Origin of the sequence: Kitasatospora sp. NPDC059648 (genome assembly GCF_042734825.1) — a bacterium.
Classification (GTDB): Bacteria; Actinomycetota; Actinomycetes; order Streptomycetales; family Streptomycetaceae; genus Kitasatospora.
This window is the reverse complement of record NZ_JBHWDU010000018.1, coordinates 13721-35121: the sequence shown is the minus strand read 5'-3', so window position 1 is coordinate 35121 and position 21401 is coordinate 13721. Positions and strand designations below refer to the sequence as shown.

The 21401-nt window shown below is 74.6% G+C and carries 20 protein-coding genes, 1 tRNA gene and 1 riboswitch; of the genes, 4 read left to right on the top strand and 17 right to left on the bottom strand.

Annotated features, from left to right (window positions below; genetic code table 11):
• Positions 1–4: 4 nt before the first annotated feature.
• The 9 genes from ACFV1W_RS13965 to ACFV1W_RS13925 all read right to left on the bottom strand — a co-directional run bounded on the left by ACFV1W_RS13965 (position 5) and on the right by ACFV1W_RS13925 (position 7587).
• The gene (locus ACFV1W_RS13965) at positions 5–1132 is read right to left on the bottom strand and encodes a cytochrome P450 (RefSeq protein WP_380416137.1); all 1128 of its coding nucleotides are present in this window, start codon (positions 1130–1132) and stop codon (positions 5–7) included.
• On the bottom strand, positions 1096–2613 hold the full coding sequence (locus ACFV1W_RS13960) for a cytochrome P450 (protein ID WP_380416135.1): 1518 nt from the start codon (positions 2611–2613) through the stop codon (positions 1096–1098). Before ACFV1W_RS13960 ends, ACFV1W_RS13965 begins: the two co-directional genes overlap by 37 nt.
• Positions 2610–3236, bottom strand: a complete 627-nt coding sequence (locus tag ACFV1W_RS13955; protein ID WP_046386144.1) for an ATP/GTP-binding protein — start codon at positions 3234–3236, stop codon at positions 2610–2612. Before ACFV1W_RS13955 ends, ACFV1W_RS13960 begins: the two co-directional genes overlap by 4 nt.
• Positions 3214–3561 carry a DUF742 domain-containing protein gene (locus tag ACFV1W_RS13950; RefSeq protein ID WP_380416133.1) on the bottom strand — a complete coding sequence of 116 codons (348 nt, stop codon included), beginning with the start codon at positions 3559–3561 and terminating at the stop codon, positions 3214–3216. The genes ACFV1W_RS13955 and ACFV1W_RS13950 overlap by 23 nt, the downstream gene beginning before the upstream one ends.
• Entirely contained in the window at positions 3558–3971 is a 414-nt protein-coding gene (locus ACFV1W_RS13945; RefSeq protein WP_030289775.1) for a roadblock/LC7 domain-containing protein, read from the bottom strand. The genes ACFV1W_RS13950 and ACFV1W_RS13945 overlap by 4 nt, the downstream gene beginning before the upstream one ends.
• A 78-nt stretch (positions 3972–4049) precedes the next feature.
• Positions 4050–5321, bottom strand: coding sequence for a sensor histidine kinase (locus ACFV1W_RS13940; RefSeq protein ID WP_380416293.1), 1272 nt, complete (start codon positions 5319–5321; stop codon positions 4050–4052).
• A gap of 396 nt (positions 5322–5717) precedes the next feature.
• Positions 5718–6350: a TetR/AcrR family transcriptional regulator gene (locus ACFV1W_RS13935; RefSeq protein WP_380416131.1), complete on the bottom strand. Its 633-nt coding sequence runs from the start codon at positions 6348–6350 to the stop codon at positions 5718–5720.
• A 25-nt stretch (positions 6351–6375) separates the two neighbouring features.
• Positions 6376–7200 carry an alpha/beta fold hydrolase gene (locus tag ACFV1W_RS13930; protein WP_380416130.1) on the bottom strand — a complete coding sequence of 275 codons (825 nt, stop codon included), beginning with the start codon at positions 7198–7200 and terminating at the stop codon, positions 6376–6378.
• 96 nt (positions 7201–7296) lie between these two features.
• Positions 7297–7587, bottom strand: coding sequence for a YiaA/YiaB family inner membrane protein (locus tag ACFV1W_RS13925; protein WP_380416128.1), 291 nt, complete (start codon positions 7585–7587; stop codon positions 7297–7299).
• 196 nt (positions 7588–7783) lie between these two features.
• Positions 7784–7942, top strand: a riboswitch (cyclic di-AMP (ydaO/yuaA leader).
• A gap of 11 nt (positions 7943–7953) precedes the next feature.
• Here ACFV1W_RS13925 and ACFV1W_RS13920 point away from each other — a divergent pair.
• On the top strand, positions 7954–8829 hold the full coding sequence (locus ACFV1W_RS13920) for a M23 family metallopeptidase (RefSeq protein ID WP_380416127.1): 876 nt from the start codon (positions 7954–7956) through the stop codon (positions 8827–8829).
• A 54-nt stretch (positions 8830–8883) separates the two neighbouring features.
• Here ACFV1W_RS13920 and ACFV1W_RS13915 read toward each other — a convergent pair whose 3' ends face one another.
• Complete coding sequence (locus ACFV1W_RS13915; RefSeq protein WP_380416126.1) at positions 8884–9762, bottom strand: hypothetical protein; 879 nt, start codon at positions 9760–9762, stop codon at positions 8884–8886.
• A gap of 42 nt (positions 9763–9804) precedes the next feature.
• Here ACFV1W_RS13915 and ACFV1W_RS13910 point away from each other — a divergent pair, with 42 nt between their 5' ends.
• The 3 genes from ACFV1W_RS13910 to ACFV1W_RS13900 all read left to right on the top strand — a co-directional run bounded on the left by ACFV1W_RS13910 (position 9805) and on the right by ACFV1W_RS13900 (position 12603).
• Positions 9805–10386, top strand: coding sequence for a GNAT family N-acetyltransferase (locus tag ACFV1W_RS13910; RefSeq protein WP_380416123.1), 582 nt, complete (start codon positions 9805–9807; stop codon positions 10384–10386).
• Between the two features lie 116 nt (positions 10387–10502).
• Complete coding sequence (locus ACFV1W_RS13905; RefSeq protein WP_380416121.1) at positions 10503–11237, top strand: sensor domain-containing protein; 735 nt, start codon at positions 10503–10505, stop codon at positions 11235–11237.
• Positions 11238–11346: 109 nt separating this feature from the next.
• A complete protein-coding gene (locus tag ACFV1W_RS13900) occupies positions 11347–12603 on the top strand; it encodes a GNAT family N-acetyltransferase (protein WP_380416119.1) in 1257 nt (418 codons plus the stop codon).
• Here ACFV1W_RS13900 and ACFV1W_RS13895 read toward each other — a convergent pair.
• The 7 genes from ACFV1W_RS13895 to ACFV1W_RS13865 all read right to left on the bottom strand — a co-directional run bounded on the left by ACFV1W_RS13895 (position 12600) and on the right by ACFV1W_RS13865 (position 21178).
• Complete coding sequence (locus ACFV1W_RS13895) at positions 12600–13751, bottom strand: hypothetical protein (protein ID WP_380416117.1); 1152 nt, start codon at positions 13749–13751, stop codon at positions 12600–12602. The two genes, ACFV1W_RS13900 and ACFV1W_RS13895, sit on opposite strands and share 4 nt — an antisense overlap.
• A gap of 406 nt (positions 13752–14157) precedes the next feature.
• Positions 14158–14982 carry a hypothetical protein gene (locus ACFV1W_RS13890; protein ID WP_380416116.1) on the bottom strand — a complete coding sequence of 275 codons (825 nt, stop codon included), beginning with the start codon at positions 14980–14982 and terminating at the stop codon, positions 14158–14160.
• Between the two features lie 196 nt (positions 14983–15178).
• Positions 15179–15252 (bottom strand) — tRNA-Met (locus tag ACFV1W_RS13885).
• 88 nt (positions 15253–15340) lie between these two features.
• Positions 15341–16669 carry a PrsW family intramembrane metalloprotease gene (locus ACFV1W_RS13880; protein WP_380416114.1) on the bottom strand — a complete coding sequence of 443 codons (1329 nt, stop codon included), beginning with the start codon at positions 16667–16669 and terminating at the stop codon, positions 15341–15343.
• A 116-nt stretch (positions 16670–16785) separates the two neighbouring features.
• The gene (gene trmB, locus ACFV1W_RS13875; RefSeq protein ID WP_380416112.1) at positions 16786–17616 is read right to left on the bottom strand and encodes a tRNA (guanosine(46)-N7)-methyltransferase TrmB; all 831 of its coding nucleotides are present in this window, start codon (positions 17614–17616) and stop codon (positions 16786–16788) included.
• A 154-nt stretch (positions 17617–17770) separates the two neighbouring features.
• Positions 17771–19006, bottom strand: a complete 1236-nt coding sequence (gene lhgO, locus ACFV1W_RS13870) for an L-2-hydroxyglutarate oxidase (protein WP_380416291.1) — start codon at positions 19004–19006, stop codon at positions 17771–17773.
• Positions 19007–19600: 594 nt separating this feature from the next.
• Positions 19601–21178, bottom strand: a complete 1578-nt coding sequence (locus ACFV1W_RS13865) for a TROVE domain-containing protein (RefSeq protein ID WP_380416111.1) — start codon at positions 21176–21178, stop codon at positions 19601–19603.
• Between the last annotated feature and the right edge of the window lie 223 nt (positions 21179–21401).

Sequence of the window (21401 nt, the reverse complement as noted above, 5' to 3'; positions counted from 1 at the left end):
ACCATCACCCTCGGACCGTCACCCGCAGGGTCCGCACGCTGTTGCTCACGAACGACCCGATCGGCTCCGGCCGTTCGCCCTCCGCCAACGCCAGCCCCGGGAACCGCCCGAACAGGTGCCGCAGCGCCGTCTCCGCCTCCAGCCGGGCCAGCCCCGAGCCGAGGCAGAAGTGCGGGCCGTGGCCGAGCGACAGGTGCCGGGCGGGCTGCCGGGTGAGGTCGAAGCGGTCGGCGTCCGGGTAGTGCCCGCCGTCGCGTCCGGCCGCCGCGTACGAGGCGAGCAGCGCCTCGCCGCGCCGGATCACCGCGTCGCCGACCTCGATGTCCTCGATCGCGTAGCGCAGCGGGAACTGGCCGACCGGCGAGTCGTAGCGCAGGGTCTCCTCCACCACCGCCGACCACGGCTGCGCGCCGTCCAGCACCAGCCGTAGCTGGTCGGGGTGGGCGAGCAGGGCCCGGACCGCGTTGGTGATCAGGTTGAGGGTGGTCTCGTGCCCGGCGACCAGCATCAGCAGCAGGGTCCCGACGAGTTCGGCCTCGCTGAGCCGCTGCTGGTCGAGGCGGTGGCCGGCCTCGTGGGCGGCGATCAGGTCGGTGGTCAGGTCGTCGCCGGGCTCGGCCCGCTTGGCCGCCACCACCGAGGCCAGCAGCGCGTTCAGGTCCCGCTGGGCGGCGAGGGCCGCCTCCGGGGTGGCGGAACTGGAGACCAGGGTGTCGGACAGCTCGTGCAGCCGGTGCTGCTGCTCCTCCGCCAGGCCGAGCAGCTCGCCGATCACCTGCATCGGCAGCGGGTAGGCGAAGTGCTCGCGCAGGTCGAACGGACCCTCCAGCTCCGCCACCGCGTCCAGCAGGGCGAGCGCCCGGGCCTCGATCGCGGGGGCCAGCGCGGCTGTTCGGCGCGGGGTGAAGGCCTGGCTGACCAGCCCGCGCAGCCGCTTGTGGTCCTCGCCGTCCGCGGTGATCATGCCGGGCACGGCGACGAAGTTGAGCAGCGGCCAGCCGTACGGCAGCCGGCCCTCCCGGAAGGTGGTCCACAGCGCCGGGTTCTTGCCGACCCGGGGGTCGGCCAGCAGGGACTGCAGGGTGTCGTGGTGGGTCACCGCCCAGACCACCACCCCGCCAGGGAGTTCCACCAGGACGGCCGGTCCGGCTGCCCGGAGTCGGGCGTTCTCCCCGTGCTGGTCGCGTCCGAAGGGGTCGAGCCGGACGGGCTCGGGCCGGACGGGCTCGGGTCGGGAGCCACGGGGGGCGTCGGCGGTGTCCATGCGGGTGCGGGCCTTTCGGGAACTGGCGGGCGGGGCGGGGTGAAGGCGCTGTACAGCACCGGCAGGGCGACCAGGGCCCGCGACCAGGGGGACGGACGCCAGGCCAGTTCGCCGGAAGGGACGGCCAGTTGGAGGTCGGGCAGGCGGTGCAGCAGGGTCTCGATCGCGGTCTCGACGATGATCCGAGCCGGGTGCTGGGCCGGGCAGACGTGCCGGCCCGCGCCCCAGGCCAGGTGCGCCCGGTTGCCGCCGAGCGAGCCCTGCGCGGCGGAGGCGGCGCCCTGGGCGGCCGGATCGGCGTTGGCCGCGGCCAGGCCGAGCACCAGCATGTCGCCGGCGCTGATGTACTGGCCGCCGAGCACGGTGTCGCCGGTGGCCCAGCGGCCGGGGAAGTTCTGCGTCGGCGGGTCGCGCCAGAGCACCTCCTCCAGCGCGTCGGAGACGGTGAGCCGCCCGCCGGTCAGGGTCGCCCGGAAGCGGCGGTCGGTGAGCAGCAGCCGCAGGGTGTTGCCGATCCAGTTGATGCAGGTCTCGTTGCCCGCGATCATCAGCACCACCAGGTGGTGCGCCGCCTCCTCGTCGGTCAGCGCGGCCGGGTGGGCGAGCAGCCAGGAGGTGAGGTCGGCGCCGGGGGCGGTCCGGCGGTGCCGGACCAGGTCGGCCAGGGTCGCCTGGAACTCCCCGGCGGCGCGCACCGATTCGGGACCGCTGTCGACGAAGTGGCTGATCAGCTCGATCATCCGCGGTCCGCTGCCGGTGGGCAGACCCACCAGCTGGGTGGAGACCAGCAGCGGCAGCGCCCGGGCGTACTGGCCGATCAGGTCGGCGGTGCCGTCCGGGCCCCAGCTGTCGATCAGACCGTTGGCGGCGGCCTCGGTGGTCTCGCGCAGCTGCCGGTGGTCGATCTGGGCCAGGGTGTCCGAGACGGCGGCGCGCAGCCGCTGGTGCTCGGCTCCGTCCAGGTTGAGCAGGGTGGGCCGCCAGGCGGTCATCGGCTGCAGCCGCGAGTCGGGGGCCAGCCGGCCCTCGGCGGGGACCCGCCAGTGCCGCGAGTCCTTGGAGAACAGCGCCTCGTTGCGGGTGAGTTCGAGCAGTTCGCCGTAGCCGATGACCAGCCAGGCCTCGACCCCGGGCTCCAGCTCGATCGGTGCGACCGGCCCGTAGCGCTCGCGCAGCCGGGCGTACAGGCCGTGCGGGTCGTCGGCGACGGCCTGCCCGTACAGCGGGGTCAGCGGGACGCCCACGGGGAGCGCGCCGCCGTGCGGGGCCCCGCCGTACCCGGCTCCGTACGCGGCGCCGTGCGCGACCGGGCAGCCGCCGGGCGCCCCCGGGGGCTCGGGTGCCGTCACGGCTGCAGCTCCAGGAGCGAGCTGCGGTGCAGGTGGTCGACGAAGTCGATCAGCAGGTCGTAGGACTGCCGCCGGTCCCGGGCGTCGCAGTAGAGGATCGGCACCTCCGGCAGCACGTCCAGCGCCGAGCGCAGCTCCTCCTCCGGGTAACTCGGCGTGTCCGGGAAGGTGTTGACCGCCACCGCGAAGGGGATGCGCTGCTCCTCCAGCCGGCCGAGCACGTCGAAGCTCTCGTCCGGCCGGCGCAGGTCGACCATCGCGATGGCACCGAGCGCGCCGCGCGACAGGTCGTCCCACAGCGGCCAGAACCGCTGCTGCCCGGGCGTGCCGAACAGGTACAGCGCGAGCCGGGAGTTGAGCGTGATCCGGCCGAAGTCCAGGGCGACCGTGGTGGTGGTCTTGTCGCCGCGCCCGGTGAGGTCGTCCACGCCGCTGCTGGCGGCGGTCATGGTCTCCTCGGTGCGCAGCGGGGTGATCTCGCTGAGCGAGCCGACCAGCGTGGTCTTGCCGACCCCGAACGGGCCGGTGACCAGGATCTTCACCGCACCCTGCACCGAGGACGGCAGGTACTGCGGTCCGGACGGCCGGGAGGCGGGGGCTTCAGCGGAGTTGGCGGAGGCCAACGAGCACCTCTTCCAGGAGGGTTGTGGGCAGGCGTTCGGCCTGCGGGACGGGCGGGAGCACCTGCACGGCGCCGAGGTCCCAGAGGTCGCCGACCAGCACCTTGACGACGCCGAGCGGCAGCCCCAGGTGGGCCGCCACCTCGGCGACGGACAGCAGGCTGTGGCAGAGCCCGAGGATGCGCCGGTGCTCCCGGTTGAGCAGGACGTGCTCGGGCAGCGCCGGGGGCTCGGATAACGCGCTGACCAGGCTCTCGATGGCCAGGTCGGTGCGGGTCGGGCGGCTGCGGCCGCCGGTGATCACGTAGGGCCGGACCGGCCCGTTCACCGGTGGCCCCCCGCCGCGTGGTCGACGCGCGGCGGGCTGGTCAGGTGGGTGCCGATCCGCTCGACCAGGACCTGCATCTGGTACGCGACCAGCCCGGCGTCGACCGCCTCGCTGGTCACCACGGCCAAGTGGGCGCCGGCCCCGGCGGCGACGATGAACAGGTAGCCGCCGCCGTACTCGATGATGATCTGGCGGGTGGCGCTGCCCGGGCCGCCGAAGCCGGCCGCCACGCCGCGGGCCAGGGACTGCAGTCCGGAGCAGGCGGCGGCGAGCCGCTCGGCGTCCTCGCGGGCGATGTCGGCGCTGCGTCCGATCTCCAGGCCGTCGTTGGAGACGACGACGGCGTGCTGGACCTGCGGGACGGCGATGATGTCGGCGAGCAGCCAGCCGAGATCGGGGGTGGTGGTCATGGAACTCTCCGGGGCGCTGGGGAAGTCGGGGGAAGCCGGGGGAACTCGGGAGGTCGGGGGAGCGGGGCGGGGGGCCGGTCAGTGCTGGCCGGGGGGCCGGCCCTGGGCACGGGCGGCCGAACGGCCGTTGGCGGTCCCGGCCTGGAACATCGTCATGAACGTCTGGGCCTCCCGGGCCGAGCGGTACGGCGGCTCGGGCGGCGGCGGGGGAGCGGCGTGTTGGGCGGGGCGGTTCCCGCGGTCGCGCCGGTGGCTCCGGCGGGGCAGCGGCGGCGGGGCGTCGCCGGTCGCGGGCGCCCGGCCGGCGGGCGGGGGCTCCACCAGCGGGTGACCGGCGCCGGGGTGGGCGGCCCCGGGGTGGGCGGTGCCGGCGGTCGGCCGCGGGTCGGGACTGCGCGCCGGGCCGGGGCGGAACGCCGGGTCGTCCCCGTCCAGCCCGAGCCCGAGTCCGGGGACGGTCGGCGGCAGGGGCTCCGTGAGCAGGGCGTTCGGCAGCAGCACGACGACGCGCACACCGCCGTACGGCGAGGGCGCCGAGCTGAGGGTGACCCGGAAGCCGTAGCCCTCGGCCAGCCTGCCGACCGCGGCCAGCCCCAGCTGCGGCACCTCGCCGAGCCGGGAGACCTCCAGGCTGCTGCCGCCGGCGAGTGCGGCGGCCGCCTTGGCGACCGCCTGTTCGGGCATGCCGACGCCGCCGTCGTCGATCTCGATGACGGCGCCGTTGTGCACCGGCATCAGGGTGACGAACACCTGGGTGCTGGGCGGGGAGTAGCGGGTGGCGTTGTCCAGCAGCTCGGCGACGGCGTGGATCAGCGCCTCGGCGGCGGCACCGACCACCGCGGTCTCGATCCGGCTGCGGACGACCACCCGCTGGAAGGGCAGGATGCGCGACTGGGCGCCGCGCACCACGTCCTCCAGCGAGACCGGCTCCGGCCAGTGCCGGCCGGCGCGGGCGCCGCACAGCACGGCCAGGGTCTGGGCGAGCCGGGCCTGTTGGGCGGCGGCGTGGTCGGCCTTGAGCAGGCCCTCCAGCAGTGCCGGGTCGTCGTGGGTGCGCTCCATCTCGTCGAGCAGGGCCTGCTGGTCGTGGGCCATCACGAGGATCCTTCGGGCCACGCTGAGGAAGGCCCGCTGGGTGGAGGCGGTGAGCTCCTGCTCCTGCTGGACGGCGGCCTGGTCGGCGCCCCGGCGGGACAGCTCGGAGCTCAGCCGCTCCTGCAGCCGGGTGAGTTCGCCCTCCAGCCGGTCGGCCCGGCCGCGCTGGGTGACGGACACGGCGCGGTACCGCGAGGCGGCCACGAGGGCGAGGACGGCGAGCACGCCGGTAGCCGTTGCGCACCACTGAGTCATCGTCACGCGGCGAATTCTAGGGCGATGATCCTACGAAGGTGTGAACGGATCTCGCCATGTGACCGGATCTCGTCAATATCGAGTCAATACACCGCGATCCAGGGGTGGTTCGGGCGCGATCCCGCCGCCATGACGGGCTGTCCGATCGTTCGTCCAGGGCCTTTCGGCTCCGTTCGGTGTGACGGGAGGTGGCTGATTCGCTTCCCGGGATGTGTGGGGTTGGTGTGCGCGATGTTGTTGAACGAACGACATTCCGTGCAGGTGAACGATTTCGGCTCCGGCTGCCGAGGGCCGGCACCCGGAGCGGGAGCGGCAGGGCCGCGCCGTCCGGCCGGGACCGGCGCTCGGTCACGTTCAGGGTCGGCGGGCCCGCCAGTTGCTCGGCCGCTTAACCGCTCAGCCGTCCAGCCGCTCCGGCGCCGGGCGTTCGGCGGTGCGGGCCGGGGCGGCCGACTGTTCCTTCCCCTTCGGCCAGGAGCGGAGGCCCGTGGTGAGGGTGGTGACGAGGCGGTCGTGGGTGGTGGTGGGGTCTTCGGTGAGCTGGAAGGCGCCGGCGATGGAGAGGGAGGCGAAGCCGTGGGCGAGGGCGCGGAGGGTGCGGGCGGCGTGGATCGCTTCGGGGCCGTCGAGGCCGTAGCCGCGGAGGACGGCGATGATGACGCCGACGAGGCGGGTGGCCGCCCGGGTGAGGTCGTCGTCGGGGTGCGGGGCCTGGGGCAGGGCGGTGTAGCGGTGCGGGTGTTCGCCGGCGTAGGCCTGGTAGGCGCGCAGGAGGGCGGTGACGGCGTCGTCCCCGCTACGGCCGACCGCGGCCTCCGCGAGCCGGTCGGCGAGTTCCTCGGTGACCCGGACGGCGACGAGCCGGCGGAGTTCGGCGAGGCCGCCGCTGACGTGCTTGTACAGCGAGGGGGTGGCGACTCCGGCGCGGGCGGCGACGGAGGCGAGGGTGAGGGCTTCGGTGCCCTGGTCGTCGATGAGGGCGAGGGCGTGGTCGACGACCTGGTCGGGGGTCAGTCCTACGCGGGGCATGGCTCTGGTTCTCCAGCGGGCGGGTTCAGGCGAGTTCGGCGAGGAAGGGCAGCAGGGCGTCGGCGACGGCCCGGGGGGCGTCGGCCATCGGGTAGTGCCCGGACCCCTCGATCATGACCTTCCGCGCGCCGAGCTTCTCGGCCTGGAGGTCGGCGACGGCCTCGGGGCGGGGGAAGTCGGGGTCCTTGCCGCCCATCAGCACGAGGGCGGGGCAGCGGACGGCCGCGGTCCAGCCGATCGGCGCGGAGTCGCCGGTGACGTAGCCGCGGGTGGCGGTCCGGCGGCCGGGGGTGCGCAGGGCGGCGACCAGCCCGTCCACGTAGGCGTCGAGGTCGGCGGGCCGGGGGCCGGGGAAGGCCATCTTGCGGAGGTAGTAGCCCCAGACGGCGGGCCACCGGACCATCGCGGCGCCCACGACGGCCATGACGCCCTTCATGAGCGCGTTCGCCCGGTGCTCGACGAAGGCGTCGATGAGCGCGATCCCGGCGACCCGCTGGGGCGCGTCCCCCGCGAGCTTGACGACCGTCGCCCCGGTGTAGGACTGCCCGACCAGGACGGCCCGCTCGATGCCGAGGTGGTCGAGCAGGGCGAGGACGTCGGTGGCGACGGCGGAGGGGCTGTAGTCGTCCCAGACGATCGAGGACTCGCCGAAGCCGCGCAGGTCCATGGTGATGACCCGGTGCCCGGCCGCGGTGAGCAGCGGGTGGAGGTGCCGGTAGGCGCGGCGGGAGTCGAGCATCCCGGGGAGCAGGACGACGGGGGTGCCGTCGCCCTGCCGGGTGTCGTCGTAGGCGAGGCGGCCGCCGGGGACGTCGAGGTACTGGGTGCTCGGGGTGATGGTGCCGTTCATGGTGGGCCTCCACGGGCTCGCTCGCTGCTGCCAATAGCCGTAAAGCTATGGCTAATAGCTTTAGCCGTCAAGCGCCCGGCTCCGCACGGGCCCCGCTCAGACCCCCTCGACCTTGAACGGGTCGTGCTCGCTCAGCAGCTTCTCCAGTCGGGCCTGGTCGACCCGGGCGACGGTGTCCGAGGACTCCTGCCGGTCCCGGATCACCTTGGCCAGCGTGAACGCGGAGGTGACGGTGTAGAGGAGGCCGATCCCGAGGAAGGCCCGGGTCCAGCCGCCGACGGGAAGGTAGGCGATCCCGGCCGCGAGGGCCGTGCCGGAGATGGCGAAGGAGAGGACGGCCTGGACGTAGTACGCGGCGGTGGTGCGTGACTGCATCGGTGCGTTCATGGCGCCAGGATGCGTCGGGGCGGCCGGGGTGCACATGAGTAGGAGTACTCAGATGAGCCGGGCGGCTGAGGGGTCGTTCGTTGACGTCCGATCACCCGTTCCCCCGCAGTCGCGGACGGACGGCTTGGAATCAGAGCCTCCTAGGATTAACGTTTGATAACGCAGCGCGGTCGTCAACGCCGTACCCAGACGGCACCGTGCGCCGTCGCCTAATCCCGCCGGCCGGCCTCCGGGCAGGCCAGGGAGCCGGGGAACCACGTTCCCTGGGGTGAATCGGCGGGGCCCCGGCCCGGCCGTAGGAGACCTTCCTGCTCCGAACCCGTCAGCTAACCCGGTAGGCGCGAAGGAAGGAAAGGAGCGCCCTCCGTGGCGTCGACGCACACCCCGGCACACCCGGCCGGCCCCGCAGCCGGTACCCAGCTCCTCGACCACCCCGGCCCGAACGGCTCCGAGCCCCGCGACTCCGGCTCCGCCGGTCCCGCGAACCACGGCGCCCCCTTCGCCCCGGAGGCCGAGCCCAACCGCCACCGGATGCCGCGTCAGACCCGCGGGGCCTCCCCGCTGCTCGGCGTCACCGCCGTCGCCGCCACCCTGGGCGCCACCGGCTTCGCCTCCGCGACCCCGGCCGCCGCGCCCGCCGTCGAGGCGCCGGACGAGGCCCCGGTCGCCCTGGCCGCCGACCCCGGACTCGCGCTCGCCGCCCGGATCCAGCAGCAGGCCGACAGCCAGCGCACCGCCGCAGAGGAGAGCGCCCGGGTGCAGGCCGCCCAGGAGGCCGAGGCCAAGGCCGCCGCCAAGGAGGCCGAGGCCAAGCGCGCCGCCGAGGAGGCCGAGCGGACCAAGGCCGCCGCCCTCACCCTGCCGGTGAAGGAGTACAACCTCTCCGCCCACTACGGCCAGAGCGCCCGCTACTGGGCCCACCTGCACACCGGCCTGGACTTCGCCGCCGACACCGGCACCGCGGTCCACGCGGTCGGCCAGGGCACCATCACCTCGGCCGGCTGGTCCGGCGCGTACGGCTACCGGATCGTCGAGACCCTGCCCGACGGCACCGAGATCTGGTACTGCCACCTGTCCTCGATCATCACGGGCTCCGGGCAGGTCGCCTCGGGCCAGCAGATCGGCAAGGTCGGCGCGACCGGCAACGTCACCGGCCCGCACCTGCACCTGGAGGTCCGCCCGGGCGGCGGCGCCCCGGTCGACCCGGAGACCTGGCTCCAGCAGCACGGCCTCAACCCGTAACGAACCCGGAAGGGGAGGAGCCCCGGGCCGCTCGCCCGGGGCTCCCCCGCCGTCTCACTCCGGCGGCAACTGCGCCAGGTACGCGTCGATCTCCTCCGCCCCCGGCTCCGGCGCGAGCTCCGGGAACTCCTCCACCAGCAGCCGCGGCAGCCCGGGCACCGTCCACTCGCCGAGCAGGTCGAGCGCCACCTCGGCCGCGGCTGCCTCGAACTCCTCGAAATCCCCGGCGAGTTCGTCCGGCATCGGCCGGCCCAGCGCGGTCAGCTCGGCCAGGTTGCGGTAGCTGCGCCGCATCAGCCCCTGCTCCAGCAGCCGCCGCGCCCCGTCGGTGGCCATGCCGACCGACAGCACCCGGCCCGGGCCCCAGCCCTGCTCGTCGGGCTCGTCCAGCCAACCGGTCGGCACCAGCGCCTCGTACCCGGCCAGCCGCCGTTCCTCGTCGAGGCCGGCGAAGCCGGTCAGCCACTCCCGGACGGCCGCGAGGTCCGTCACGTCCACCCCGTGCGCGTGCAGCAGCACCGCGTACAGCCGCGGCCAGGTCACCAGGTCGGCGCGGCGCAGCAGCCCGGCTGCGACCTCGCCCTGCCACTCGGCCTCGGCGTGCAGCCGCTCCTGGCGCTTGGCGTTGAGCCGCTTCGCCGCCCGCTGGTGGTCGACCAGCAGCCGTACGGCGACGCCGTACGCGAGCGGGTCGTCCTCCGGCGCGGGTTGGACGTAGAGGTGGAGCCGCTCGTACAGCAGGTGCTCCACCGCGCCGGAGGTCAGTTCGGGCCAGCCGTCGTGCATCCTGCCCTCGCCCAGCTCCAGCAGCGCCAGCACCGTGCGCAGCGGCGCTTCGGCCACCGGCGCGCGGTCCTGCCCGGCCGCCGCCGCCCAGGCGAGCAGGTCGGCGGCCCTGGTGCGCGGGGCGAGCCGCAGGTCTTCGTCGTTCATATGCCGAACGGTAGCCGCCGGACGGAGGTAGGGTCGGCAGCCATGGTCCCCGTACGCCTCACCGGCCCACGGCTCGCCCTCCGCGAGTACCACCACACCCCGGCGGAGGTGGACGCGCTGCACGCGCTGTACAGCGACCCGGAGGTCACCCGCTACCTCCCCTTCGAGCCGCGCGACCGGGAGACCTGCGCCGACCAGATCGAGCTCTACCTGGAGGAGGCGATGGCCGAGGAGCGGGACACCTACCGGCTCGCCGTCGTCCGGCGCGAGGACGCCGAGGACCCGGAGGACGCGCCGCCCGTCGCGCACGCCGCCCTCACCCTCGGCAGGTACCGCTCCGCCCACCTCGGTTACGTGCTCAGCCGCCCGGTGTGGGGCCGCGGCTACGCGGGCGAGATCGCCGGGCTGCTCTGCGGGCTCTCCTTCGGCCCGCTCGGCCTGCACCGGCTGGTCGCCCGGGTCGACGTGGACAACACGGCCTCGGTCAAGGTGCTCGCCAAGCTCGGGTTCCAGCTGGAGGGGCGGGCGCGGCACGACCTGTACAAGGGCGGCGTCTGGTCCGACTCGTACCAGTACTCGCTGCTCGCCGACGAGTGGACCGGTCCGACACCGCAGGGGGGTTAACCCCACCCCTGATCCGCCGGTCCCCCGGATGCCGTCCGGGCCGCGTTCCGGCCAGACTGAACTCCGTCAGCACGGAAGACACCGCGACAAGACAACGAGGGGCCGGGGGCCGGGAGATGAGCAACAGCACGCTGGGGCAGGAGTGGGACGGCCCGGACGGTTACGGCGACGGGACCCGCCCGGCCCGGGCCCGCCGCACCGAGCAGCCGCCGGGCTTCTGGCGGGCGCCGTTCTCCCGGCAGTACTACCGCGAGGTCGGCTACGCGCTCACCGGTCTGCCGGTGGCGATCGTCGGCTTCACGGTGGCGATCACCCTGTTCTCCGTCGGGGTGGGCACCTTCGTCACCGTCCTCGGCCTGCCGGTGCTGGCCGGCCTGACCAGCGCCGCCCGGGGCCTCGGCCGGGCGGAGCGGGCCCGGGTGCGGGGGATGCTCGGCCTGGACGTTCCGGGCCCGGCGCCGGTGCGCCAGGTGCGCCCGGGCAACTGGGGCGCGATCACCGCGCGGCTGGCCGACGGGGCGGGCTGGAAGGCCGCGCTGTACCAGCTGGTGATGTTCCCCTGGGCGGTGTTCAGCTTCTGCCTGACCCTGACGTTCCTGGTGCTCGGCTGGGCGATGGCGCTCTACCCGCTCTACCAGTGGGTCTTCCCGCACTACACCTCCTGGCCCGGCTACCAGCTGTTCGACTACACCGACAGCCACCACGTCCGGCACGCGTACTACGTCCAGGGCGCCGGGCAGATCGCCGCGTTCTCGGTGACCGGGCTGCTGCTGATCTTCCTCACCGCGCAGCTGGTGCGCGGCCTGACCGGCGTCAACCGGGCCGCCGCCCGGGGGCTGCTCGGTCGCTGAGCCCCCCTCTCTCCCTGCTCCGCCCGCTCCGCCCCGGCCCGCTCCGCCCCGCCCGCACCCCGGACGCACCTCGGATGCGGGCGGGGCGGTCCCGTGTTCGGATGGCCGGGTGATCACCGCCGCGGCCCAGGAGCCCGCCCAGGAACCCGCCCCTGAGGCGGACGTCCTGGTCACCTCCCGCCCGTTGGACGAGTACTGCGCCCTGTTCGGGCTCACCCGCGCCCGGCTCGCCGCCCTGCCCGGCCCGCTGCTGGACTGTCCGGGCGGCGCGGCGGGTCTGGCCGCCGAGGCCCGGGCACTGGGCTGCCGGGTGATCGCCGCCGACCCGGCGTACGCGCTGCCGCTGCCCGAGGTCGCGGCCCGGGCGCTGGCCGCCCGGGCGTCGATGGCCGCCGCGATGGCCGCCCGCCCCGAGCTGTACCCCTCGCCGCCCTCGTGCCGCCCGTACCGTCCGGAGCGCTATCTGCGCAGCTGGGACCGCGCCCGCTGGCTGTTCGCCGAGGACTCCGCCGCCCACCCGCACCGGTACGTGGCCGCCGCGCTGCCCCGGCTGCCCTTCGCGGACGGCGCCTTCGCCCTCACCCTGAGTGGCTACCTGCTCTTCGCCTACCCCGAACTGTTCGGCCCGGAGTGCCAGTTGGCCGCCCTGACCGAACTGGTCCGGGTGACGGCCGCGGACGGGGAGGTGCGGGTCCAGCCGCTGCACGACGGCCGCGGCCGTCGCTGCGGGCACCTCGACCGGCTGCGGTACGCGCTGGGCGAGCGCCGGATAGCCAGTGAGGTCCGCCGGGTGCCGCGCGGGGACGGCCGCACCCGAAGGGTCATGGTCCTGCGGTCCGCCGACCGCCGACCGCCGGCGGCCGCGGCCGGCCCGCCTGCTGTAATGGTTGCAAGGCCATTTCACTCCTATACTTACCGTATGAGCGAGACCACGATCCGGCCCGCCCGGCCGGCCGACGCAGACCGGCTCACCGCACTCATCCAGGCCTCCAGCGCCTACCGCGGCGCGTACTTCGCGATGATCGACGGCTACACCGTGGAGCCCGACTACATCGAACGCCACGAAGTCCGGATGGCCGTGGACCGCGCCGACGACCGGCTGCTCGGCTTCTACGCGCTCATCCACGAACCGGCCGAACTGGATCTGATGTTCGTCGCCGACGAGGCCCAAGGGCGGGGCATCGGACGGGCGTTGATCGCCGACATGCTCGACCGCGCGCGGGCCGCCGGGATCGAGGCGGTCAAGGTCGTCTCCCACCCGCCCGCCGAGGGCTTCTACCTCCAGGTCGGCGCCCGGCGCACCGGCACCCGCCCGCCGCAGCCCAGGACCCCCTGGGCGCAGCCGGAACTGGTCTTCACCGTCTAGGAGTTCGGCTGCCCCGGGACCTGGGCGGAGCTCGCGGCGCCGTCACCCGGCGCAGCGGCCGTCGGCCGCACCGGGACGGAGGCGGTCGGCTGCACCGGGAGGGAGGCCGTCACCGGCAGCCGGGAGAGGATCTTCTCCGCCAGCCAGCTGCGGTCCGACCCGTAGGGAATGCCCCGCGGGTCGACCAGTTGCGCCGCCACCGCGTCCCGCAGCCGCTGCGCCCCGGCACCGGGCAGCCGGGAGAGCAGGCCCCGGGCGGCCAGCAGCGCGTGGTACTGCTCGAAGCCCGAGCGCGGGTGCTCGATCGCGTCCAGCACGCTCGACAGGTCGGCCAGCGCCGGGTCGCCCTGCATCAGCGCGAGCGCCTGGATCCGGCGGCCCTCGGTGCCGTCCGCGAAGAGGTCCCGCACCTGGTCGGCGGTCAGCGCCGAGCGCCTCGCGGTGGAGCGGACCTCCGCCACCACCCCGGCCGGCCCGGCCGGCGTACCCGAGGCGGGCGGCAACTGCGCGGCCAGCGCGGCGGGTTGTCCGGCACTGCCGCCGAGCAGTCCGAGCTGCTGCATCGCCCGCACCCGGAGGTCGTCGGCGCCCACCTTGTCGCCCCGCCGGTCGCGGTCCTGCCCGGCCAGGAAGAGGTCCAGCGCCTCGTCGGTCTCGGTCAGCACCCTCGGCAGCGCCAGCCTGGTCACCAGCCAGCCGGCCAGGAAACCGAGGACCAGGAAGTACAGCACCAGCGCGGCCGCGAACGGCACCGCGGCGTTCCCTCCGCCGAGTACCGGCGCCAGCGCCGTGCCGAGCTGGTGCAGCCGCTCGCCGAGCGAGCCGAGCTGGGTCAGCCCGACGCCCAGCAGCACCTTGGTCAGCCAGTCGGAGACCTGTTCCAGATTGGTGTTCGGCGCGTACGAACCCTGCGGCTCACCGGAACCGCTCTTCACCCGGGGCACTCCGAACAGGAAGCCCAGCGCGCCGCCGAGCACCGTCGAGGCCCCGGCCACCACCAGACCGCCGCCGAGCGCTTGCCAGGCCTGCGCCCGGCCGAGGGCGAACAGCAGCAGGCCGAGCAGTCCCGTACCGCCCAGCACTCCGGCCGCCGCCCACTGCGCCGTCCGCAGTGCCGACGTGCCGACCCGTCGCCGTGCCACCGCCATCGCCCACCCCCTGTGTCCGCGCCGCTGCGCCCCGTCGTCCGTGGGGCCGCGCCGACTCTAGCGCCGCGCCCCCACCACGGGAACGCGTCGGGGGCTCCGCCGCGACGACGGGAACCGACTCCGGAAACGCAGACGGCCCGCGGGCTGCTCCTCGGCGCCGGCCCGTGCACTGGCCTGGCGCCCGAGGCACCGGGGATGTACCGGTGAGCCCGCGGGCCGGGTGACTGCTGTGGATTTCGCCTGCCGGAGGCCCTGGGGCCTCACCCTGCGCAGGCAGGGGCGGCTCTAGCGAGCAGCCACCTCACGCATCCTGATGGAACTCAATTCAGGATCACCTCCTTTCAGTGTGCCGCCACTGTAGGCAGGCTCCCGGCAGGAGGGCAACGGATTATTTCGCGGACGCCGGTCAGGCGTTCTTCACCTTGTCCTGGAACTTGGTGTAGTCGATCACGTTGTCGGGGGACGGCAGCTGGAGGGTGACCGGCTTGTCGTAGTCGGTGAAGTCGATCCGGCCCTGGTCCGCACCGGTGGTCTTCTCCATCCGCACCGGGTAGGACTTGCCCTCGGTGGCGATGTGGAGGAGCGACTCCTCGCCCTTCTCGTCCTTCTCCTTGAGGCTGAAGGTCTTCACCCCGTTGATCGTCCCGGCGGTGCCCTTGGTGGGGGCCGAGCCGCCGTCGTCCTTCAGCATTTCGCTCGCCCAGGTCAGCTTGCAGAAGTCCAGCATCGGCTTCATCTTGGGGTCGCTGTCGAAGCCGGTCAGGTAGCGGCCCTTGAGGAGCTCGGCGGCCTTGTCGCCGTTCGCGCCGCCGAAGGTCTTCCAGAACTGGGCGTCCGGCTTGAGGAAGGACTGCTTGCCGTCGCTGATCATCTCGAAGGAGCCCATGCCGGGCATGGCGATGGTGCCCTGGCACTCGCCCTTGGTGTCCATCGCCATGTCCATGGACATCACGCCGTCGTCGGTCGGGATCTTGCCGGCGAGCTTCAGCGAGGTCGCGCCGGCCAGGGCGTCCTTCGCCTTCTTCTCGATCTCCTGGGCGGTCAGCTTGTCGGTGTCGAGCTTCGCCGCGGTCGGGGTCGGGGTCGGCGTGGCGGTGGGGGACGCGGCAGCGGCGGCGGTGGTGGCGGGCGCGGCGGCCTTGTCCGAATCCTTGTTGTCACCGCAGGCGGCCGTACCGGCCCCCAGGAGGAGGCAGATCGCGGCGGTACTGGCCAGGCGCTTCGACAGCATTGAGGTGGTTCCTTATCCAGGGCACGGTCCCGCCGTCCCCCACTTGGATGAATTTTTCCTCAGTATGGGCGAGCCCTGTGACAGGAGATCTTGGTTTCGGCCGCTGTTACCGCTTCGTGGCAGGACCGTGCTCTGTTCGTCCTCGGAAACGCGAAGGGCCCGGAGGAAGAATCCTCCGGGCCCTTCGGCTACTGAGTAGCGGGGACAGGATTTGAACCTGCGACCTCTGGGTTATGAGCCCAGCGAGCTACCGAGCTGCTCCACCCCGCGTCGGTGAACACAACAATACGGGGAAGTCGCCGAGATGGGAAATCGGTTCTCCGGTCAGCCCGCGGAAGCCCTCCGCCGCGCCCCGCGTCTACCCCCTGGTCGGCCGCCGTCCGGGCCGCCAGGCGTGCCGGGCGGCCCGGGACCTGGCCCAGAGCGCGAAGCAGACCAGCGCCACGAAGCAGGGCACCATCAGCACCCCGTACACCACCAGGAACCCGTCCGTCCCCAGGTCGGCGGCGGCGTTCCACGTCCCGTGCAGCAGCATCGCGGCCAGCAGCCCGGCTGGCGCCGCCAGCCGGGCCAGCCAGCGCCGCCCGGTGGTCAGGGCGACGGCCAGGCCGATCCCGGTGAGCGCGGTGAACAGCGGGTGGGCGAAGGGGGAGAGCAGGGCGCGCAGCACGAAGGTCTGCACGGTGCTGTCGAAGTCGCGCAGGCTGGGCGGATCGCCCAGGCCGATGCTGTCCAGCCGGTTGCGCTGGTCGGTGGTGAAGGCCCGGCCCAGGTAGAGGGCGTTCTCGGTGAAGGCGAAGCCGCAGGCCGTCATCCCCCCGAGCACCACCCCCGCGGCCAGGGTGCGCGGCCGGGAGCGGCGGTGCGGCGTGCCCGGCGAGGGCGGCGCCGGGCACAGGTACGGCAGCGGGCGCAGGTACGGGCGCAGCCGCGGCCGGCCCCGGGCGTGCGGCCCGAGCGGGGGGCGCGGGTACGGGTGGGGGCGCCGGAGCGCAGGAGCCCGGTGCAGCAGCAGCGCGCAGGGGCGCCCGGAGCGGCGGCCGTGGCAGCGCAGCCGCTGGCCGAGCGGCAGGAGCAGCACCAGGAGGGCGGTGGCCTTGGCGCTCTCCTCGATCACCGGGGTGGCGATCCCGGCGCCGAGCAGGCCGCCGAACGCGCCCCGGTGGGCGGTCAGGTAGTCGGCGGTCCAGTTGTTGGCGAGGATCGCGACCGTGGTCGCGGCGCAGGCGCCCCAGCCGAGGCAGAACACGGTGTGCCGCAGCGGCACCCGGGCGGTGAGGTTGAGCCAGGCCAGGCCGCCCAGCACGAAGGGCAGCGGCACCATCGCCAGACCCAGGCCCACCAGCAGTCCGACCGTGCCGGTCTGCCGCTGGACCAGGTGCAGGATCAGCGCCCCGCAGCCGGCCAGGACCAGTACGGCGGCCGCGGTGACCGAGGAGAGCGCCGTCGAGCGGCTGCGGCCCGGGGAAGCCCCCGGTGATCCGTCCCGGGCGGACACCGAGGTGGCCGCGATCGACGGTGGCGCGCCGCCGGGCCGGGGCAGCAACCGTCGGGCCCGGCGCCCGCGGGGCCCCGGGATGGTCCGGGTGCCACCGGTGCGCGGGGCCGTCCCCGGTGCGTCGGCGGCGGCGCGGACGGTCGCCCGCCCCAGCCAGACGGTCCGGCCGCCGCCGGACGGGCTGCCCATGCGGCACAGGGTAGGCCACGGCGGCGGCCCGCCGGGAGGATTCGGGACGAACGATCCGTCCGGGGCCCGACCGGCCGGTCAGCCCGCCGGGGCCCGTTCGAACGGCCGCCGACGGGTCAGCGGCGGCGGAACAGCAGGTCGTGCACCACGTGTCCCTTGGCTATCCCGGCCCGCTCGAACTTCGTGACCGGCCGCCAGTCCGGCCTGGGCGCGTAGCCGGGGATGCTGCCGTCCGGGTGGTCCGCGGGCTCCAGCCAGCCGGTCCCGTCGCCCTCGGGGTGCAGGTTCTCCAGCTCGGGCGAGGCGGACAGCACCTCCAGCATCTGCTCCGCGTACGGCTCCCAGTCCGTCGCGCAGTGCACCAGGGCGCCCGGGGCGAGCCGGGGCAGCACCAGGTCGAGGAAGGACGCCTGGACCAGCCGGCGCTTGTGGTGCTTGGGCTTCGGCCACGGATCGGCGAAGTAGACCCGCAGGCCCGCCAGCGAGGCGTCCGGCAGCATGTCGCGCAGCAGGATGACGGCGTCACCGGCGGCCAGCCGGACGTTCTGCGAACCGTCCCGCTCCAGCATGCCGAGCAGGTTGCCGTGGCCGGGGGTGTGCACGTCCGCGGCGAGGATGCCCATCGACGGGTCGGCGGCGGCCATCGCGGCGGTGGTCTCGCCCATGCCGAAGCCGATCTCCAGGGTGACCGGCAGGCCGCCGAACAGTGCCGCGAGGTCGAGCGGGGTGCCGTCGATCGGGACGCCGTACGTCTCCCAGCTCCGGTCCAGGGCGCTCGCCTGGGCGTTGGTCATCCGGCCGCGGCGCGGCTGGAAGCTGCGGATGCGCCGCTCCCGGTGCTGCTCCTCGGTGGCCTTGTGCGGGTACATCGGCGCGGGGTAGGCGGCCGGCGCCGCGGACAGCCGGGCGGACGGCGATTGCTGGGGGATCGGGGCGGTGGCAGTCACAATCACCCGAGTCTACGGGGCTTCGGGGGCTGTCCCGCAGGGCCTGTGACCGGTCTCATCCGCCCTCGTCCGCTCGTCCGCTCGTCCGCTCGTCCGCTCGTCCGCTCGTCCGCCCTCGTCCGCCCTCGTCCCGCTCTCCTCCGTCCGTCCGCTCTCATCCGCCGGCCTCCAGGGCGGCCAGGGCCCGGCGGGCCACCTCGCGGCCGATCGGCAGGGAGGCCGTGGCGGCAGGGGAGGGGGCGTTCAGCACGTGCACCGCACGGCGCGGGGAGCGCGGGTCCTCCGGGTCGAAGCCCGCGAAGGCGAAGTCGTCCAGCAACGAGCCGTCCCGGGCGACCGCCTGCGCCCGCACCCCGGCGGCGGCCGGCACCAGGTCCGCGGCGGTCACGGCGGGCAGCAGCCTCTGGACGGCGGCCGTGAACGCCCGCTTGGACAGCGAGCGGTGCAACTCACCCACCTCGTAGCGCCAGTGCCGCCGGAGGATCCGCCAGGTGCCGGGGAAGGCCAGGGTCCCGGCCAGGTCGCGCGGGCGGACGGTGCGCCGGTCGTACCCCTCGCGGGCCAGGGCGGGCACCGCGTTCGGGCCGACGTGGACGTCCCCGTGGATGCCCCGGGTCAGGTGCACCCCGAGGAACGGGAAGGCCGGGTCGGGCACCGGGTAGACCAGGCCGCGCACCAGGTCCCGGCGCTTCTCGACCAGTTCGTAGTACTCGCCGCGGAACGGCACGATCCGCACCCCCGGGTCGTCCCCGGCCAGCCGGGCGATCCGGTCGCTGTGCAGCCCGGCGCAGTTCACCAGCACCCGGCAGCGCAGCTCCCCGGCGGTGGTGCCGACGGTCACCCAGTCCCGGCGCCGGACGAGCGCCCGCACCGCGGTACCGGGCCGGAGCTCGGCGCCCGCCTCCCGGGCCAGCCGTGCGTACGTCGTCGCGACCGCCGGGAAGTCGCAGATGCCGGTCGTGCCCACGTGCAGCCCGGCCCGCCCGGCGACCTCGGGCTCGTACCGGGCGATCCCGGCCCGGTCCAGCTCGGTGACCGGGATCCCGTTCGCCCGCCCCCGCTCGGCCAGCACCGCCAGCCGGGGCAGTTCGGCGTCGTCGGTCGCCACGATCAGCTTTCCGGTGACCTCGTGCGGGATGCCGTGCTCGCGGCAGAACCCGATCAGCTCGGCGGCGCCCTCGACGGCGAACCGGGCCTTGTACGAGCCGGGGCGGTAGTACACGCCGCTGTGGATCACCCCGCTGTTGCGTCCGGTCTGGTGCGCGGCGAAGCCGTTCTCCTTCTCCAGCACCGCGACCCGCAGGCCGGCGCGCGCCCCGGTCAGGGCGTGGGCCGTGGCCAGCCCGACGATCCCGCCGCCGACCACCACGACATCGAACTCGTTCGCCACCCTGTGCTCCTCGTCCGCCGCCCGGCCCCTGGTGCCGGCCCGGCGCGGTTCGGCGCCGGGCCTGCGGTGCCGATGCTGCCACGGGTCGGCGGCGCCGGGGCCGGTTTCCCGCTTGCTGCCCGGGCCGCGGTGCCGCCGCTGTGGCGGGGGTCGGCTGCCGGTGCCGTCGGGACGGGTGGTGCGCGGCGGGCGGCGGGTGCCGCGGCTGTTCTCGCGCACCGGTCGGCCCGTCAAGGCTCCGCTGCGCGGCTGCGCGGCCCTCCGCCCTTCCGGCGCCCTTCCGGTGCCCGGTGCGCCGGGTCGGGAGCGGTTCGTCGTGATCCGGCGGGTGGCACGCCGAGGTGGGCGGCAGTGTCCTGCCGCCCGCCTCGGGTGCGGGGCGGAGCCTCCCCTGTGGCTCCGCCCGGGGCTCCGGCCGGTCCCCCCGGACCGGCCGTTCGCGGTGGCGCCGAGTCCCCCGACACCGCGCCACCGTCTTCCCCTCCTGCGGCCGTGACGGTCGCGCGCCGAGTCCCCCGACCCCGCGCGCCACCGCCGCCCCGCGTCCGGCCGCACCGCGGTGCGCCGGGCCCCGTCCCGGCGCACCGGCAGTTGTTAGACCTCCCAGGGCCAGCCGGCGTCGGCCCCCGCCTCCAGGAGGGGGATCAGCCGGAAGGCCGCGTCGCTCAGGCCGCCGAAGGTGTGCCGGTTGGCGCCGCCGCCGGGGCCGTGGCCCAGGGCGTAGCCGGCCAGGTTCCACGTGTAGACGGGCACCTGGGCCGGGACGGCGGCGAGCGGGTCGCTGCCCCGGTAGCCGGAGCCGGTCTGTTCGTCGGTGACGATCACCACCCGGTCGTGGCCCCGGTAGTGGGTGCGGACGGCTTCGGCGGTGTTGGTGCCGCCGAGGCTGGAGAACCGTTCCAGCACCCGCAGCACCGCCTCCCCGCGGCCGACCTCGATCACCCGGCTGCCGCTGCCGAACTCGACCAGGTCCGCCTCGGCCGCCCGGACCTTCAGCGCGGTGCCGAAGATCGCCGCCGAGTCCGCCCGGTTGAGCTGGGTCTGCGCGCTCGGCCGGTCGAACATCGAGCCGGAGCGGTCGACCAGGATCAGCGTCCGGCCGGGCAGTTCGGGCACGTTGGCGAGCGAGTGGCCGAGCGCCGTCTCCAGCGCGTGGCCCCACCGCAGCGAGGGCGCGTGCCGGTGGGCGGCCAGGTAGCGGAACGGGAACTGGCGCGAGCGCCGTACCTCGCCCCGGTCGGAGATCCGCCGGGCCACCTCGGCCGCGACCTCGTCCGACACCCGGGCCTGGTCGAAGTTGCGCAGGTTCCGGACCAGCGCCATCGGGCCCATCGACGGGATGACCGCCTCCCAGACCGCCGCGTCCAGCGGCCCCTGCAGCCAGCCCGCCAGCGCCTCCCAGGTCAGCCCGGCGGCGGCCAGCCGCTCCGCGCCGTCCTCGGCGGTGACGGCTGCCCGGCGCTGATCGACCGGCAGTGCGAGCAGCTCGCGGTTGGCGGTCAGCGTCCGGTCGGCGGCGGGCGGGACGGCCTCCTCCGGCCGGTGCCGGCGATCCAGCGCGTACGCGAACAGCGGGCCCTGCCAGGGCTTGTCCGGGTCCGGCGTCGGGTGGGTCAGCTCCAGGACGTCACCGAAGCGGTATCCCTTGCTCGCGGTGTCGTACTTGAGCAGCGAACGGGCGTCGTACAGCCGCCGCACCGCGTCCGCGACACCGCGCTTGAGCGGCTTGGGCAGCGCCCGGCCGTAGCGCGAGGTCCAGTACGCGAGCAGCTCGCCGGGCTCGTCGGCGCGGCGCAGCACCGCGTCGACGGCCTGCCGGGAGTACCCGTGGGCGCCGGCGTCCAGCCGGGCGCGGGTGAACTCGGCGGCGCCGACCAGCGCGGCGGTGCGCAGCTGCGCCCCGTACCGCAGCCAGCGCAGCAGCCCGAGGGTCCACTCAGGCTCGGCGACGGCGAGTTCGCGCACCAGCGCGGTGTAGCGGTCGTCACGGGCGCCGCCGCGCTCGTAGAAGGTGTCCTGGCCGACCATGTTGGAGACCGACAGGAGGAAGAGTTCGGACTTGCGGTCCCGGACGTGCCCGGTGCCGCCCGCGTGGGTGAGACCGCGCTGCCCGGTCGTGGTCACCGGCGAACTCGGACTCGGCTTGGCCTTGCGGCTGTTGAACCTGGACATGCTGCAGCCCCCCTCGGCGTGCTCGGTCGTCAGCGGGAGGGAGGCATGCCGCGTTGAGGGGTGCCCGAGATCATGCCGGTCGTCGAACGAGCGGCCTCGGCGGAGGTAGGTGCCTTGTGCTCTACCGGATTGAGCTAGCGGCCGCGCTCGCGCACGGCGCGCCCGGGAATTGAACCCGGAACCGCAAGATCCGAAGTAACCCCCGCCTGCGCACCGGGCACTC